The 14,714-nt window shown below is 56.9% G+C and carries 15 protein-coding genes and 1 riboswitch; of the genes, 13 read left to right on the top strand and 2 right to left on the bottom strand.

The genetic code is table 11. From position 1 onward, the window contains the following. Positions 1–1,038, top strand: a 1,038-nt coding sequence (locus PEH01S_RS15515; RefSeq protein ID WP_281281471.1) for an ATP-dependent helicase C-terminal domain-containing protein, incomplete at its 5' end; no start/stop codon positions are given. 100 nt (positions 1,039–1,138) lie between these two features. Here PEH01S_RS15515 and PEH01S_RS15510 read toward each other — a convergent pair. Next, positions 1,139–1,465, bottom strand: coding sequence for a hypothetical protein (locus PEH01S_RS15510; RefSeq protein WP_025850655.1), 327 nt, complete (start codon positions 1,463–1,465; stop codon positions 1,139–1,141). Positions 1,466–1,732: 267 nt separating this feature from the next. On the opposite strand from PEH01S_RS15510, the gene PEH01S_RS15505 reads away from it, so the two are divergent. The 8 genes from PEH01S_RS15505 to PEH01S_RS15470 all read left to right on the top strand — a co-directional run bounded on the left by PEH01S_RS15505 (position 1,733) and on the right by PEH01S_RS15470 (position 10,064). Beyond that, the gene (locus PEH01S_RS15505; protein ID WP_127486505.1) at positions 1,733–2,884 is read left to right on the top strand and encodes a nitric oxide synthase oxygenase; all 1,152 of its coding nucleotides are present in this window, start codon (positions 1,733–1,735) and stop codon (positions 2,882–2,884) included. A 9-nt stretch (positions 2,885–2,893) separates the two neighbouring features. Beyond that, positions 2,894–3,610 (top strand): hypothetical protein, encoded by a 717-nt coding sequence (locus PEH01S_RS15500; RefSeq protein WP_127486503.1) that lies wholly within the window; start codon positions 2,894–2,896, stop codon positions 3,608–3,610. A 91-nt stretch (positions 3,611–3,701) separates the two neighbouring features. Continuing rightward, a complete protein-coding gene (locus PEH01S_RS15495; protein WP_127486501.1) occupies positions 3,702–4,256 on the top strand; it encodes a cysteine hydrolase family protein in 555 nt (184 codons plus the stop codon). A 20-nt stretch (positions 4,257–4,276) separates the two neighbouring features. After that, complete coding sequence (locus PEH01S_RS15490; protein ID WP_025850651.1) at positions 4,277–5,719, top strand: nicotinate phosphoribosyltransferase; 1,443 nt, start codon at positions 4,277–4,279, stop codon at positions 5,717–5,719. 713 nt (positions 5,720–6,432) lie between these two features. Then, positions 6,433–8,019 carry a PucR family transcriptional regulator gene (locus PEH01S_RS15485; protein ID WP_127486499.1) on the top strand — a complete coding sequence of 529 codons (1,587 nt, stop codon included), beginning with the start codon at positions 6,433–6,435 and terminating at the stop codon, positions 8,017–8,019. Between the two features lie 215 nt (positions 8,020–8,234). Next, positions 8,235–8,322: riboswitch (cyclic di-GMP riboswitch) on the top strand. 204 nt (positions 8,323–8,526) lie between these two features. Next, positions 8,527–8,793, top strand: a complete 267-nt coding sequence (locus PEH01S_RS15480) for an HPr family phosphocarrier protein (protein ID WP_025850649.1) — start codon at positions 8,527–8,529, stop codon at positions 8,791–8,793. Next, positions 8,790–9,257 carry an MEKHLA domain-containing protein gene (locus tag PEH01S_RS15475; RefSeq protein WP_127486497.1) on the top strand — a complete coding sequence of 156 codons (468 nt, stop codon included), beginning with the start codon at positions 8,790–8,792 and terminating at the stop codon, positions 9,255–9,257. Before PEH01S_RS15480 ends, PEH01S_RS15475 begins: the two co-directional genes overlap by 4 nt. A gap of 132 nt (positions 9,258–9,389) precedes the next feature. Next, positions 9,390–10,064, top strand: coding sequence for a response regulator transcription factor (locus PEH01S_RS15470; RefSeq protein ID WP_127486495.1), 675 nt, complete (start codon positions 9,390–9,392; stop codon positions 10,062–10,064). A 158-nt stretch (positions 10,065–10,222) separates the two neighbouring features. Here the strand turns inward: PEH01S_RS15470 and PEH01S_RS15465 are convergent, their stop codons facing one another. Continuing rightward, on the bottom strand, positions 10,223–11,308 hold the full coding sequence (locus tag PEH01S_RS15465; RefSeq protein ID WP_127486492.1) for a helix-turn-helix transcriptional regulator: 1,086 nt from the start codon (positions 11,306–11,308) through the stop codon (positions 10,223–10,225). A gap of 141 nt (positions 11,309–11,449) precedes the next feature. On the opposite strand from PEH01S_RS15465, the gene PEH01S_RS15460 reads away from it, so the two are divergent. The 4 genes from PEH01S_RS15460 to PEH01S_RS15445 are packed head-to-tail and all read left to right on the top strand — an operon-like array spanning position 11,450 to position 14,710. Then, positions 11,450–12,451 (top strand): ABC transporter substrate-binding protein, encoded by a 1,002-nt coding sequence (locus tag PEH01S_RS15460; protein WP_164827861.1) that lies wholly within the window; start codon positions 11,450–11,452, stop codon positions 12,449–12,451. Then, complete coding sequence (locus PEH01S_RS15455; RefSeq protein ID WP_025850644.1) at positions 12,426–13,211, top strand: ABC transporter permease; 786 nt, start codon at positions 12,426–12,428, stop codon at positions 13,209–13,211. Before PEH01S_RS15460 ends, PEH01S_RS15455 begins: the two co-directional genes overlap by 26 nt. A gap of 46 nt (positions 13,212–13,257) precedes the next feature. Further along, on the top strand, positions 13,258–13,956 hold the full coding sequence (locus PEH01S_RS15450) for an ABC transporter ATP-binding protein (RefSeq protein ID WP_025850643.1): 699 nt from the start codon (positions 13,258–13,260) through the stop codon (positions 13,954–13,956). A 28-nt stretch (positions 13,957–13,984) separates the two neighbouring features. Continuing rightward, entirely contained in the window at positions 13,985–14,710 is a 726-nt protein-coding gene (locus PEH01S_RS15445; protein WP_127486488.1) for a class I SAM-dependent methyltransferase, read from the top strand. Positions 14,711–14,714 lie beyond the last annotated feature (4 nt).

Raw genomic sequence — 14,714 nt, 5'->3', positions numbered from 1 at the left:
GCCCGCCGCAGGATCGCGGCGGAGGCCGAGCAGGGGAAGCGCGCGCTGGGACTGCCGCCAGACCGAAGCGACGAGGTGAACGCCTGCGGGCTGCTGCTTGCTTTCGCCTATCCTGACCGGATCGCGCAAAATAAAGGGAGCGGCCGCTTCCTGCTGAGCGGAGGCAGGGGAGGTTCGTTTGCGGGGCCTCAGCCGCTCTACGGCGAGAAATATTTGGTCGTCGCGGAGCTGGATGACCAAGGGGCGGACGGCCGCATTGAGCTGGCGGCCCCGATCTCGGAGGAGCAGCTGCACCGGGTGTTCGCTGACGATATCGAAACGGAGATGACAGTCGCGTGGGACCGGACGGCTCAAGCGGTCCGCGCCCGCAAACGGGAGAAGCTCGGCGCGCTTACCTTGCGGGAGGCGCCGGCGGAAGCCCCGGACCCGGAGCTGGTGCTGAACGCGCTGCTCGAAGGCATCGCGGCCGAAGGCTTGTCCATTCTGCCGTGGACCAAGGCGGCGAAGCAGCTGCGCGAGCGCATCGGCTTTATGCACCGGGTGGACCCGGCTTGGCCCGATGTTTCCGACGAGGCGCTGCTTGCGGGACTGGGGGAATGGCTCGGCCCGCATCTGTACGGGCTCAAAAGCCGGGAGGACCTGCAGCGGCTCTCGATGGCCGCCATACTGGACGGCCTGCTCCCGTGGCCGCAGCGCCAGCAGCTTGACGACTTCGTGCCGACGCACATTACGGTGCCGAGCGGCTCGCGGATCCCGGTCGATTACAGCGATCCGGCGTCGCCGGTGCTGGCCGTGAGGCTCCAGGAGCTGTTCGGCTTACGGGAAACGCCGCGCATCGGAGGCGGCAAAGTGCCGCTGCTGCTGCATCTGCTTTCCCCCGCGCACCGGCCGGTACAGGTCACGCGCGATTTGGCGAGTTTTTGGCAGGACGCTTATTTTGAAGTGAAGAAGGATTTGAAGGGCCGCTATCCGAAGCACGTATGGCCTGACGATCCGCTGACGGCTTTGCCGACGAACCGCGCCAAGCCGCGCGTATAACTGGCTGTACCTAAGACAAAACAAAAGAGGCGGCCCCATGTCCGTCCGGTCCGGCTGTCCTGCCGGGCGGGAAGGGAAACATGGGCCGCCTTTTCGTTGTTTATTTCCAATGTCGATAACCTTGGGACTGGCCGTTTCTGACAAGGATCCAGCCGATGAAGATGATTGCTGCGGCCAGCACCAGGCTGATGACCTGCGGCAGCCAGAAGATGATGAGCGCTGCGCCCGCCAGCATGACCAAGCCGCTGCACACGCGCTTGAGCGTCGTGTCTGCCGTTCTCCACAGCCAGTAGCCGAAGCCGATCATAATGAGAGCGAAAATATACCCGAATAATCCGCTGATGCCGCCCCAGCCGATCATTGCGATGAGGCCGATCCCCATCAGGACGAAGCCGCCTATCGTCTGTATGTTCCATTTCAATTTCATCGTCGTCACCTGCTTTCGTTCGTATAGATCTTGTCTCTATTGTATACGAATTGCCTGTCCGGTAAAACCGTCCGAAGGCGGTACGGAAGCTGGACTTTGGTCGGGGAGACCGGGCAGTCGGAAGCAATCCGGCTTTTGCCACAGATTCGACAAGAAATGACTATGAAACAGGGAATTTGGCGGCTTGGGCGCGCGGGCGGCGAGCTTTTTTCATGGGGCTGGGTTATAATGGAGAAAAAATGCAGCGGAAGAGGACGACATGACGACATGACGACGAATCAAGCGATACAAGAAGAAGCGGTGGCGTTTGTAACGGCGTGCCATGAAGAATTGGGCAAAGACAGCGAGGAAACGCGTCGGCGGCTCGCGGAGGTTCGGGAAGAGCTCTCCCGGCGCGGAACTTACGAGCATACCTACGAGGAGCTTGCGCATGGAGCGAGAATGGCTTGGCGAAACAGCAACCGCTGCATCGGCAGGCTGTTTTGGCCGTCGCTGCACGTGTTTGATGAGAGAGGGCTGGAGCGGGAAGACGACATTGCGGAAGCGATATTCCGTCATATCGGCTACGGGACCAACGGCGGATTGATCCGGCCGTCGATCACGGTATTTGCCGCAGAAACGGACGAGCGGCGCATCCGCATCTGGAACCATCAGCTGATCCGCTATGCCGGGTATGAAACCGGGAACGGAATCGTTGGCGATCCGGCGTCCGTCCGGTTCACGAAGGCCTGCATGAGCATGGGCTGGAGGGGGGCAGGCACGCCGTTCGACGTGCTCCCTCTGGTTGTCCAAGTGAACGGGCGGCAGCCCCGATGGTATCCGGTTCCCGACAATTTGGTGCTGGAGGTGCCCATTCGCCACCCGGAATACGATTCGTTCGCCGGGCTGGAGCTCAAGTGGTACGCCGTTCCTTTTATCTCCGACATGCTGCTGGACATGGGCGGCATCCGGTATACGGCGGCGCCCTTCAACGGCTGGTATATGGGAACGGAAATCGGAGCGCGCAATTTGGCCGATCCCGACCGTTACCATATGCTGCCGAAGGTGGCCGAGCTGCTGAAGCTGGACACGTCGACCAACGTATCCCTGTGGAAGGACAGAGCGCTGATCGAGCTGAATGCGGCGGTCCTTCATTCCTTTAAGGCGGCAGGGGTCAGCATCATCGATCATCATACGGCGGCGGAGCAGTTCCGGCGGTTCGAGCGGCAGGAAGAGCGGAGCGGCCGCCAGGTAACCGGAGATTGGACATGGCTGATTCCTCCGGTTTCGCCGGCGGCGACGCATATTTTCCATCAGTCCTATGACGATCGCATCGTCAAGCCGAATTATTTCCGCCAGACTTGCCCCTACGACATCATGGACGCCGCTGAAGCCGTGGTACAGACAGATCCGGCGGCCGATTTGCCGACCAGAGGCTGAGGAGGTGTTATGTCCATTTCTTATAGACCGCAGCTTTTCTTATTGTCCGGAATGGCCACGGCGCCGAATTTTATGGAAACGTTCGGAGAGCAGCTGTGCCGCAGGCTGGAGGAGAAGGGATTCCGGCCGGTCTACCGGCTGCTGTTCCCTTACGGCGACTGGAGCCGGAAAGTGGCGGCTCAGATGCTGGAAATCTACCGGGATCTGCGGTTGAGACCGCACGCGGCCGCGCGTTCGATCGGAGGCCGCAGGGCAGCGGAGGCGATCCGCAGCGTCTGTGGCGACGGCCTTCCCGTCCTGATCGGGCACAGCGGAGGCGGGGTGGCGGGCGTACAGGCGGCCGAGCTGCTGCGCCCGGCGCTTTCCGTGCCGGGTATCCTGACAGTGCAGATCGGCTCGCCGAAATGCCCGGTCAGCCCTGCAGGCCGGGAACGGGCGTTTTATATACGCGGCATCGGTGCGAAGGGGACCGATCCGATTGCCCGGAGCGGCTCTTGGGGCGGCTGGGTAACGGAGGGCTCCGGGGTTCGTCACCGGTTCCGGTACGACCGCTTCAAGCATGCTCCGGCATATCGGTTAAATTTGGCGCTGATGGGCGGGCATCCGGATTATTTTCGCGGGCATGAGCCGTTCGTGAATCCGGACGGACGAACCAATCTGCAGATTGTCGCCGATTATACGACGACATGGCTGCTGGAGCGATGGGATACGGAAAATGGGGCTTGACATTTATTTTAAATATGTCATAATGACATTATTGAAAGGATAGAGTTGCCAGTCTATATTATACAGAGGTATGGAAAGGGATGGTGCCCTTATGAAAGCTCTCGTTGTAATCGATTATACGGTCGATTTTGTTAACGGCAAGCTGCCGTGCGGGCAGCCGGCGATCGATTTGGAGCAAAGAATCGCCGAATTGACGGAACGGTTTGTCGAAGGGGGCGATCTGGTCGTCATGGCCGTCGATCTGCACGAGGAGGATGACGCGTATCATCCGGAACACAAGCTGTTTCCGCCGCATAACATCCGAGGTACGGAGGGCCGTAACCTGTACGGCCGGCTTCACGACGTCTACTCGGCTCGCCAGGACCGCATTTATTGGATGGACAAATCGAGATACAGCGCCTTCTGCGGGACGGATTTGGAGCTGCGTTTGCGGGCCCGCGGCATCGACGAGGTGCACCTGATCGGCGTATGTACGGACATTTGCGTGCTGCATACAGCCGTAGATGCCTATAATAAGGGATATAAAATCGTTGTACATGAGGACGCGGTCGCGAGCTTCAATCCGGCCGGTCATGAATGGGCACTGACTCATTTTCGGAACGTGCTGGGCGCCGAAGTCGTCCGCGCTGCAGATAAGAACGTCTAACGAGCGAGAGGGGAACTACGATGAGCTGCGACAATTTGACGCTTCATACGGATAAATATCAAATCAACATGATGTACGCCCACTGGTTCAACGGCTCGATGGACCGCAAGGCGGTGTTCGAGGCTTACTTCCGCAAGCTGCCGTTCGGCAACGGATATGCCGTGTTTGCCGGCCTGCAGCGCATCGTCGAGTATATTCAGCAACTGCAATTCGACGAAGCGTCGATCCGTTACTTGGCGGAGCAGGAGGAGAATTATGACCCGGCCTTTCTGGAAAAGCTGCGCCAGTTCCGGTTTACCGGTTCGTTATGGTCGGTGGAGGAAGGATCGCTGGTGTTTCCGAACGAGCCGCTGATCCGGGTCGAAGCGAGCGTCTTCGAAGCGCAGCTGTTGGAGACGGCTATCCTGAATTTCATGAATTATCAGACGCTGATTGCGACCAAGGCGTCGCGCATCCGGCAGGTCGCTCCGGACGACGTGCTGATGGAATTCGGCACGCGTCGGGCCCAGGAGGCGGATGCCGCGGTATGGGGCGCGCGGGCGACTTATATCGCCGGTTTCGACGCCACTTCGAACATGCGGGCGGGCATGATGTTCGGCATTCCGACGAAGGGCACGCATGCGCACGCTTGGGTGCAGGATCACGATTCGGAGGAAGAGGCGTTCCGGAAATTCTCGGCCGCGCTGCCCGAGCAGGTGACGCTGCTGGTCGATACGTACGATACGATCAAAAGCGGCGTGCCGCATGCGATTGAAACGGCCAAATGGCTGCAAAGCCAGGGCAAGCGGATGAGCGCAATCCGGCTCGACAGCGGGGACTTGGCTTATCTGTCGAAAACGGCGCGCGCGATGCTGGACGAAGCGGGCCTGAAGGATGTCAAAATCGTCGCCTCCAACGATCTGGACGAGAATATCATTTTCAACCTGAAAGCCCAAGGGGCGAGAATCGACAGCTGGGGAGTCGGCACGAAGCTGATTACAGCGGCCGACCAGCCCGCGCTTGGCGGCGTGTACAAGCTGGTGGCCCGCGAGCGCGAGGACGGTTTCGTGCCGGTCATCAAAATTTCGGGCAATCCCGAAAAAGTGACGACGCCGGGGGTTAAGGACGTCTACCGGATCGTCAATCGCGAGACCGGGAAGGCGATGGCGGACTATATCGCGCTGACAGACGAGGACGATGTGCAGCAGGGCAAGCCGCTGAAGCTGTTCGACCCCGTGCACCCGTATATTTCGAAAACGGTGGAGCAGTACGAAGCGCAGCCGATGCTTCGTCCGATTTTTGCGAATGGCAAGCAGGTGTACGAGCTGCCCACGCTGGGCACCATCCGCGAGCATCACCGGAAGCAGCTGACCTTGTTCTGGCCGGAATATTTGCGCAAGCTGAATCCGGAAGTGTATCCCGTTGATCTGAGTCCGAAAACTTGGGACCAGAAAATGGAGCTGATCCGCCAACATAAAGGATAGGCGGCGAGTACAGCCGTTTTGTTATCGGAGCCTGAACATGTCAGGCTCCTTTTTTGTGCTCCTATAAAAAAAGGATGGTCCATTTTTCAATATTATAGTATTATTATCCATATAAGTTTTATAGTAGATTATTTGTATTGACCTGCTTCTTTTTGTACAAATTCAGGAGGAAGCGAACGATGCAGTCCGTTTAATCTGGGCGGAGTCTCTATGATAGCAGCGCTTATTTAAAAGGATGGTTCGAACCGTATGCAATAGTAACGTTAAAGCGATCAGATGGGACCTACAAGATGGAAAACGCCAAATGGGACGGCGAGTACATGCTCGATTATCCTCCCATAGGTGGGTATGGAAACTCAAAGCCGGCGAGCAGTTAACGGTTACGGCGGAACTTTTGGGAAAGAAATCGGCGAAGCGGTAAATATTATCTTCAGCCAGATCTGTAAATCACCGGGTCTGTTCAAATCGACGAGCGTTTGGATGGAATGCCAGTACTCTTATTGACAGGTACGTTTTAAATGATGGACTTGCGAGATTGGAGCCTGAAAACATGTCAGGCTCCTTTTTAATGCTTGCCCCTTCATCCAACAGATACACTTAAAAAACACATCGATCATGTACCATAACCTTGATAAAGTTTGCTGCATGCATGGATTACGTCCGAATCGAATCAGACTCGCCAAAAGACCATTCCAGGAGGTGAAGAAAACGAAATGAACATCACCGTCGAACAAGTGCTGTCCATTTATCCGTTGTCCGAAGGAAAGCTCGTTGCCGGACAGAGCGGTGCGTCGCGCCTCGTCAAGTCGGTCAAAGTCATGGATACGCCGGAGAAAGCCGAATGGATCAAGGAAGGGGAGATGGTATTCACGACCGCTTATTTGATGAAAGATGTCCCGGATGATGCCATTCTTCTGCTTCGCAAGCTGAACCAGCGACGCTCGGCCGGACTTGGAATTAAGATCGGCCGCTTTTGGAATGAAGTGCCCGAGCCGATCCTTGAAGAAGCCAACCGTCTCGATTTCCCCCTGATCGAATTGCCTTACGAATGTTCTTTCTCCGAGCAGATAAACGGACTGTTTCATGTCGAAATGCAATATCATACGCAAATTCTTCACGCCGTGCTCGACAAACAAAAGAGACTGATGCAATTCGCACTTAGGCCGGATCGAATAGACCATTTTTTTCAGAAGCTTCTGGGTATCTTAGGGTATCCGATTGCCGTGATCGGTTCCCGCGGTCAAGTCGTATTCAATGCGACGTCCTTCGGGGCTCCGCAGCTGCTGCAAGGCTGGCCGTGGGAGGAGGAAGCGCAGTGGGCGTTTGTGGAAGAGAGCCGATGTTTTCGGGTTCCGCTTACGGAACACGACGAGTGTACCGGCTATATGGTGATTTTTCCGGAGAATCCTCATCCGATAAAGGTGGAGGAAGAGTTGTTTCTGCAAACGGCGGAGATCATTTCGTATCATATGGGAGTCATCTTCAATGAATATCGAAACCACGCCGCGCAGAACGATCTGGGAGCGCTGCTGAGCCGGTATTTGCGGGGGAGCGGTACGATTGAAGCTCTTACGGAAGAAGCGGCCCGGCGTGGGATTCCGCTGTTTCAAGGCGCGTATCGCGGGCTGCTTGCCCTGGTATCGCCGGATGCGGGAGACGGGGAGAAGGAGAGGCTGCTGCGGAATATCCGCGAGGAAATGCAGTATCACCCGGAGCTTAAGGAAATGGCGGTTATTCATTTTTGCATCCAAGAGGGCCTCTTCTCCGTCTTCTTGGTCGATGCACCCGGGGCCGACGGGAAGCTGACCGACTTGCTGCATACATGTCTGCGCGGGGTGCTGCAGGAGGACTGCGGCGCTCCGCTTCGGATCTGCGTCAGCAATAAGAAGAACAGGCCAAGCCAACTGCGGGATGCGTACAAAGAATGCTTGGAGACGTCCCGGCTGGCCGACCGGCTCGGCATTCGGGAGGCTGTGGTGCAGTTCGGGACGGTCGAGCTTGCGTACTTGTTCCAGCATGTCCCCAAGGAGCATATGCAGACTTACGTCAACGAGGTGCTGGACATGCTCTTGAAGAAGGACCCGGAATACTCGCAGGAGATGCTGCGTACGCTGGAAACGTTCATAGAGAACGACGGGCAAGTCAACGAGACGGCCAAGCAGCTGCTGATTCACCGCAACACGGCGGCATACCGTCTGGAGAAGATCGGCGAGCTGTTGGAAATCGATTACAAAAAAATCAACGATCTGCTTCGCTTGAAGCTGGCGTTTACTTTTAGACAAATGCTGAAGCCGATGTAGACCGTCTCGTCATGGCGTTGAAAAGACACCTATAGAAAGTTTGCCCGGCGGGGCTCAAAAAGGTGTCCCGGCCGGATTTGATTCCGGCTGGGCGGCTGTTGTGTTATGCAGGAACTGGCCTGCAGGGTGTGAAGGAATTACTTGACATCATTTAGCGGGAAGGCTTACAATTTTATCAAGCGCCGCTTGCCAGGCAAGGACGCAGAAGACATCTTTACTGATAAAGGCAAACCTGTTGAAAAGCGGGGACGCAAAGCTCCGGGTCTAAGGCATAACATATGCGATGACGGCCGAGCCGCCAAAGAGGGATGCAGCTTAAACGTACGCTCCGTTCCGTTTAAGATTGCGGGGCTATTTGTCATGCACCGCAAAAGCAGACGCGAGAACTGCGTATTTTTCCGGTTGAGGAAAAAATAGGCATGCAAACGTTTTCCCCTCCTTGGAATTGCAGTATAATACAGTCAATCTTATATACTCTTTCCATTACATGTGTACCGGAGGCGTATCATGCGAGTTCACGAAATTGTTATTTCCGATGACCTGCGGCCCGAATATTTGCAGCAAATTGTGCAGCATGCCAACCAATACCGTTCTGATATCAAAATCCGTTTCGAGGCGGAGTGTATGCAGCTTGATGCCAAGAGCATCCTCGGAATGATGCTCATTCCGATCCGGCGCGGGACAAGACTGACGATCCAGACGAAAGGCGCCGACGAAGAGGAAGCGATCGAGATGATGAGCCATATGCTGGAAAACAAGGAGCGTCAAGTATGATTCTGCCGAATGGAGGCATCGGAGCCGGCCCTGACCACGCGGAGCGGCTTGTACGCAGCTACCGCCGGTTGACGGGAAGCGAGCTGCTACCGGGATCGGATCGCTCCGGCAGCCTGGTCGAGCGCTTGTTCCTCTCTCCGATTGTCGTGCTGTCCCATGGGACCGAGGACGACCCGGTCTTGAATTACGGCAACCAAGCGGCGCTGTATTTGTGGGAGATGGATTGGGATACGTTCACCCGTACCCCGTCGAGGTACACGGCGGAAGCGATGGAGCGAGCGCAGCGCGAGCAATTATTGAAGAAGGTGCAGGAGCAAGGATATGCCGACGATTACACTGGAATCCGCATCTCCGGCAGCGGACGAAGATTTTATATCAAGAAGGCCACGGTCTGGAATGTAACGGATGAGGACGGCCGCTATGCCGGGCAAGCCGCCTGCTTCTCCGAATTTGAATATTGTTGACGCATCCCCGTCCGTCCGGCGGGGATTTCTTGCGTGCGGAAGCCCGCTGTCGTTCATATCCAGTTTATATTTCTATTGTATCGTTAGTCCTAGTTGAAGGAAGTTGACATCAGAAAGGCGGTTACGAAGCAGATGAGCAGAATCATGGTGGTCGACGACGATCCGCATATCCGCGAGCTGGTCAAAGTATGTTTGCGTCAGGAAGGCTTTACGGTGCATGAAGCCGCCCATGGGCAGGAGGCGCTCGACAAGCTGGAATCGTTCAAGGCGGATTTGGTCATTCTGGATATTATGATGCCGCATATGGACGGCTGGGAGCTGTGCCGCCAGCTTCGGCTGCTTTATGATTTGCCGCTGCTTATGCTGACGGCGATCGGCGAGACGAAGCAGAAGGTCAAGGGCTTCGAGCTGGGCACAGACGATTATCTCGTGAAACCGTTCGAGCCGGCAGAGCTGATCGTTCGCGTAAAGGCGCTGCTGAAACGGTACCGGATCGCTTCGTCGCAGACGCTGCAGGTCGGCGAACTGACGATGAACCGTCTTACATACGAGCTTTCCGTAGGGCAGGGGAACATCACGCTTCCGCTCAAGGAATTCGAGCTGCTGTTCAAGCTGGCCAGCTATCCCGGCAAAACGTTCTCGCGCGATCAGTTGATCGAAGACATCTGGGGCTACGACTATGACGGAGGCGAGCGGACCGTCGACGTCCACGTGAACCGCCTTCGCGAACGGTTTCCCGAGGACCGGTATTCGTTCAAGATCAGCACGATCCGGGGGCTTGGCTACCGGCTGGAGCTGCGGGCATAGGGGAGAGGCCGGCCCGGGGCTGCCGGATGAAAGATGGTACGCAGCACGGGTGACCGCATGAGGATAATTGATTGGAAGCCTATGCAATCCGGTCAAGCCATACGAAAATGCGAAGAGCAGAATTGCGGAGCGCCGCTCCAAAGTTCTGCTCTTTGCCTTTAAGAAGTTTCATGCACGCCGAACCGGGAAAACAGCTGCCAAATCAGCTCGCGGCGGCTTTTTACGCCGGTTTTCTCGAAAATCGACTTGAGATGATCCTGAACGGTGTACGGAGAAATATGAAGCTCACGGGCCAGCTCTTTGGTAGACAAGCCTCTGACGATCCGTTCGAGAATTTGCTTTTCGCGTTCCGACAAGCCGTACGCTTCCGCGATAAGAGGGAGCATGTCGGACGGTTTGGCCGGTTCGAACCAGACGGCGAGCTGCACCGCAGTGGAAGGACCGCTTAACCGGCTTGCCTGGATAGTCAGATAGGGGCCTTGAGGCAGGCGGATGCACACCTTCGCCGGCGATGTCCTTTCCCCGGCAGCGGCGGGTTCCCATAGGGCGCGGGAGCAGACGGCCCGGATCGGTCTTGGGAGCGTCCCGTCGTCGATGCGTTCCCATTGCCGCAGCCGCGCCAGCCAGCGATCGGCAGCCGTGTTGGAGGAGACCGCGGCGAACCGGTCGGATAGCACTAAAATGCCCGGCCCTTCTTCCATCCAAGCGAGCTCCCCGGGGGGCGGTGCAAGGCTTGTTTTTCGCAATTGCGAGGCCATCGAGGGGACAAGCGAAGAAATGAATCTGCGCTCCTCCTCTTGGAATAACGGACGGTCCGCATGACGGAACAACGTCAAATACCCCCAGCATGCTCCTTCGTAGACAAGCGCGGCACGCAGTTCGTCATGGAATCCCGCGGGAAGCAGCACTTCCCGGTAGCGCGCGCTTCTCTCCATCTGACCTTCCGTCGCTCCGCTCAAGGTAGCGACGGGATCGGCCGCATGAACCAAGCGGTCGTATGCGTTAACATCTCCGCGAGAATATTCAAATTCGAACAGTCTATGATGGATGGCCTCGACGCCCTCCTCGGTAATTGCTCCCGTAGATAGCAGGGTCTGCGGATCGACAGCGGTGCAGCAAGCGGCATCAAATGGCACGACTGCACGCAATTGCTCAATCAATGCGGTTCTGTATTCTTGCGACGATGAGGCGGTCTGACCGAGTTTTGTCATCATTTGCTTAAAGCCTTCCAGCCGTGTATTCATAAACGTCTCCCGATTGTAGTCTTGAATGAACAAGCGAACAATCCCATATTTGTGGGATGGTGCTTTCGCTCCGTGTCCTTATAATTGAGAATGATTCTTATTCTTAGTTTACAGGACACAGAAGGAGTTGGAAAGAACGTAATGGGCTTTTTACATCATCGCGCACTGAAATCGATTCTGGCAGGACTGCTCGTTCTCGCCGCCTTGGCGGGTTGCTCGCAGGGCAATTCCCGGCAGCAGGCCGAAACTGCCTCCAAGGAACCGGACAAAGCCCCGGTGCAAATCACGCTGTTATCTCCCAAAGCTCCTTCTCTGATCCCGGCTTTGCTGGTCGAGCGTCAAGAAACTACAGAGATGAAGCTTAAGGTGGAGATGTGGGACACGATCGAGCAGCTGCTTGCCCGCATTCAAAGTAACGATGTGCCGCTTGTGGCCGCGCCGCTTAACGTAGGAGCGAACATGTATGCCAAAGGGCTGCCGCTGCAGCTTCTTCATATCAACACCTGGGGTTCGATGTATTTGGTGTCTCTCGATCCCGGAGCGCGTACCTTGGCGAATCTGGACAAGGAAACGGTCCATATTCCCGGCCAGAGCGGCCCTCCCGATATTTTAACCCGTTTTTTGCTGCAAAAGGAAGGACTGGAGGGAAAGGTCAAGCTTGCTTACGGGACGGTGCCGGATATCCTGCAGCAATTGGCGGGCGGCACGATCAAGCATGCCGTCCTGCCTGAGCCCCTGCTTAGCGGCTTGCGGACAAAGCTGGAGGGACGGCTGAACGTCATCGTCGATTATCGGAAAGCATGGCGGGACACGTACGGAGAAGACTTGCCTCAAGCGGGGATTTTTGTTCATAGCCGCTGGGCCAAGACGCATCGGGAGGAAATCGTCCGCTTTCAGAGCTCGTACCGGGAGGCGCTGCAGCAGACGGTCAAGCAGCCGGAAGAGGGGATGAAGCTGGCGGCAGGCGCGTTCGGTATGCCGGAGGCGGCGCTGCTGGAAGCGATGCCGCACATCGGCCTAACCTTCAAGGATGCCGCTGAAGCCAAACCGGAAGTGGAGCGGTACTTTAACCTGCTGCTTCGGCACGCTCCGGATTCTATCGGAGGAGCTTTGCCGGATGCGGGTTTTTACTACGGTTTATAACAATTGGCCCGGAAGCTATACGTATCTTTTTTTGCTGGCGCTGTGGGAAGGGCTGGCTCAATTGTATCCTGCCGTAATTCTTCCCGGACCGCTTGAATCGGTGCGGACGCTGGCGGTGCTTGCCCACCAGGGAACCTTGTGGCCCCCGCTCATTCTTTCTTCCCAGCGGCTAGCTTCGGGCTTCGGCCTGTCCTTCCTGCTCGGGGCTGGTCTCGGGTTGGCAGCCGGAGTTCATGATAAGGTCTTCCGACTGGTGAGCCCCGCCGTCACCTTGCTTCAAGCGGTTCCGCCGGTATCTTGGATGCTGCTCGCGATTTTGTGGCTGGGCGTACAGGGAGGGGCGCAAATTTTGGTCGTAACGATTGCGCTTTTTCCGGTATTTTTCTTTAACTCGTTTCAGGGCATACGCCAGGTTCCGCAGGACCTGCTGGAGATGGCCGCGGTGTTCCGAGTCAGCCGCGCCAAACGGATTCGGGACATCGTCATGCCAGCGCTTGCCCCCTTTTGGTCGGCGGCGCTGACCGTGAACATCGGCACCGGCTGGAAGACGATTATTATGTCCGAATTGATCAGCGGTCAGACAGGCATAGGCGCAGCCATGAACACGGCAAGAATTTATCTGAAAACGGAGGAAGTCATGGCTTGGACGCTGCTGGTGGCGGTGCTTGGAATAAGTCTGGAAGCGCTGGTCCGCCGTTTGGTAAAGAAGAACGGAGCGGGCGGAATCGTTCTGAAGAAGCGTCAGCGATCTGGAAAATGACTCGCATGCGCGGCCGCATCGACAGGAAGAGAGGAGAGTCCGATCCATGCGATTCGATAGAATCACCATGAACTATGGGAAGCGACGGACAATATTTGCCGATTTCTCGCTGGAGCTGACCGAAGGACAAATCACCTGCGTGATGGGAGCGTCGGGCATCGGGAAAACAACGCTGCTGCGGCTTGCTTTGGGTCTGGAGCGCCCGGCGTACGGGGCCGTTCACTTAAGAGCCGACGCGTGCATCGGCTGCGTATTTCAGGAACCGCGGCTGCTTCCCGGAAAAACCGTGCTCGAAAACGTGCGGTGGGTGCTTGAACGGTCGGACCGACCCGGTAAAGGCACGGACGGGAAAGCGCTCGACCTGCTGAAGGAAGCAGGGCTGGCCCATGCCGTCAGCGATTACCCGGATCAGTTGAGCGGCGGAATGAAGCAGCGGGTTTCACTGGTCCGCGCGTTCGTTTCCGACCCGACGCTGCTGATCATGGATGAACCGTTCCAGAGCTTGGACGCCGCGGCAAAGAAGGATATGCAGACTTTGCTGCTTCGCTTGTGGCATAAGAAGAAGCCGATGGTGCTGCTGGTCACGCACGATCTCGAAGAAGCGCTGGCGCTCGGCTCCCGCATTGTCGTCCTGGGCGGTTCGCCCGCCGAAATCGTTGAAGATATCAAGGCAGCGGGCAGCGCCGGCGGACCGCAGTTTTCACCGCCGGATAAACTCAAGCTGGAACAGATGTCCGGCGCCTAATAATTCCCCCTGAGGAGGAGCGATGAGAATGAATGATAAGCATGTCCCGATGAGCTGGGATCACCCGGAGGTGTACCGGTACGAAGAGACCATTGCCTTGAAAATTCCGGGTTACGCTCATCTGTACGAGATGACGGACCGCCTGATCGCGGCACATTTGAATACAGCTCCATGGAACGGAACGGACCGCGCTGCGGAGCTGCTCATTGTCGGCGCAGGCGGCGGTCAGGAGCTCGTGACGTTAGGAAGCCGGCATCAGGACTGGGCGCTTACAGGGATCGATCCTTCCGCCCGCATGCTGGAAATCGCGAAGGCCAGGGTAGAACGGGCCGCGCTCTCGCCTCGGGTCTCGTTCGTCAGCGGCACGGTCGGACAGCTTCCCCGGGGGCATGAATTTGATGCCGCTACCTGCTTGCTGGTGCTGCATTTTGTGCGCGGGCTATCGCAGAAAAAGGATCTGCTCTGCCAGATCGCCCGGCGTCTCAAGCCCGGGGCGCCCTTTTGCCTCGCTTCGATCAACGGGGAGCCCGGTACGGCCGCATTTGGCATGCAGATGCAGGCTTGGAGGAGCCACATGCTCGACAACGGCATCTCCGCGCAGGAATGGGAACGGTTTGCCGCTTCCATCGGCCGGGAATCCGACCCGGTTGCTTCTTCGAGCGTGCTTGAGCTTCTGGACGAGGCGGGATTTATCCAGCCGATACGTTATTTTGGCTCTTATTTCGTGGAAGCTTGGTATGCAGTCAAAAAATAAAACG

The sequence above is a fragment of the Paenibacillus ehimensis NBRC 15659 genome (assembly GCF_004000785.1).
Lineage (GTDB): Bacteria > Bacillota > Bacilli > Paenibacillales > NBRC-103111 > Paenibacillus_G > Paenibacillus_G ehimensis.
Note: the sequence above shows the minus strand (reverse complement) of the source record. Positions and strands in the feature narration are given on the sequence as shown.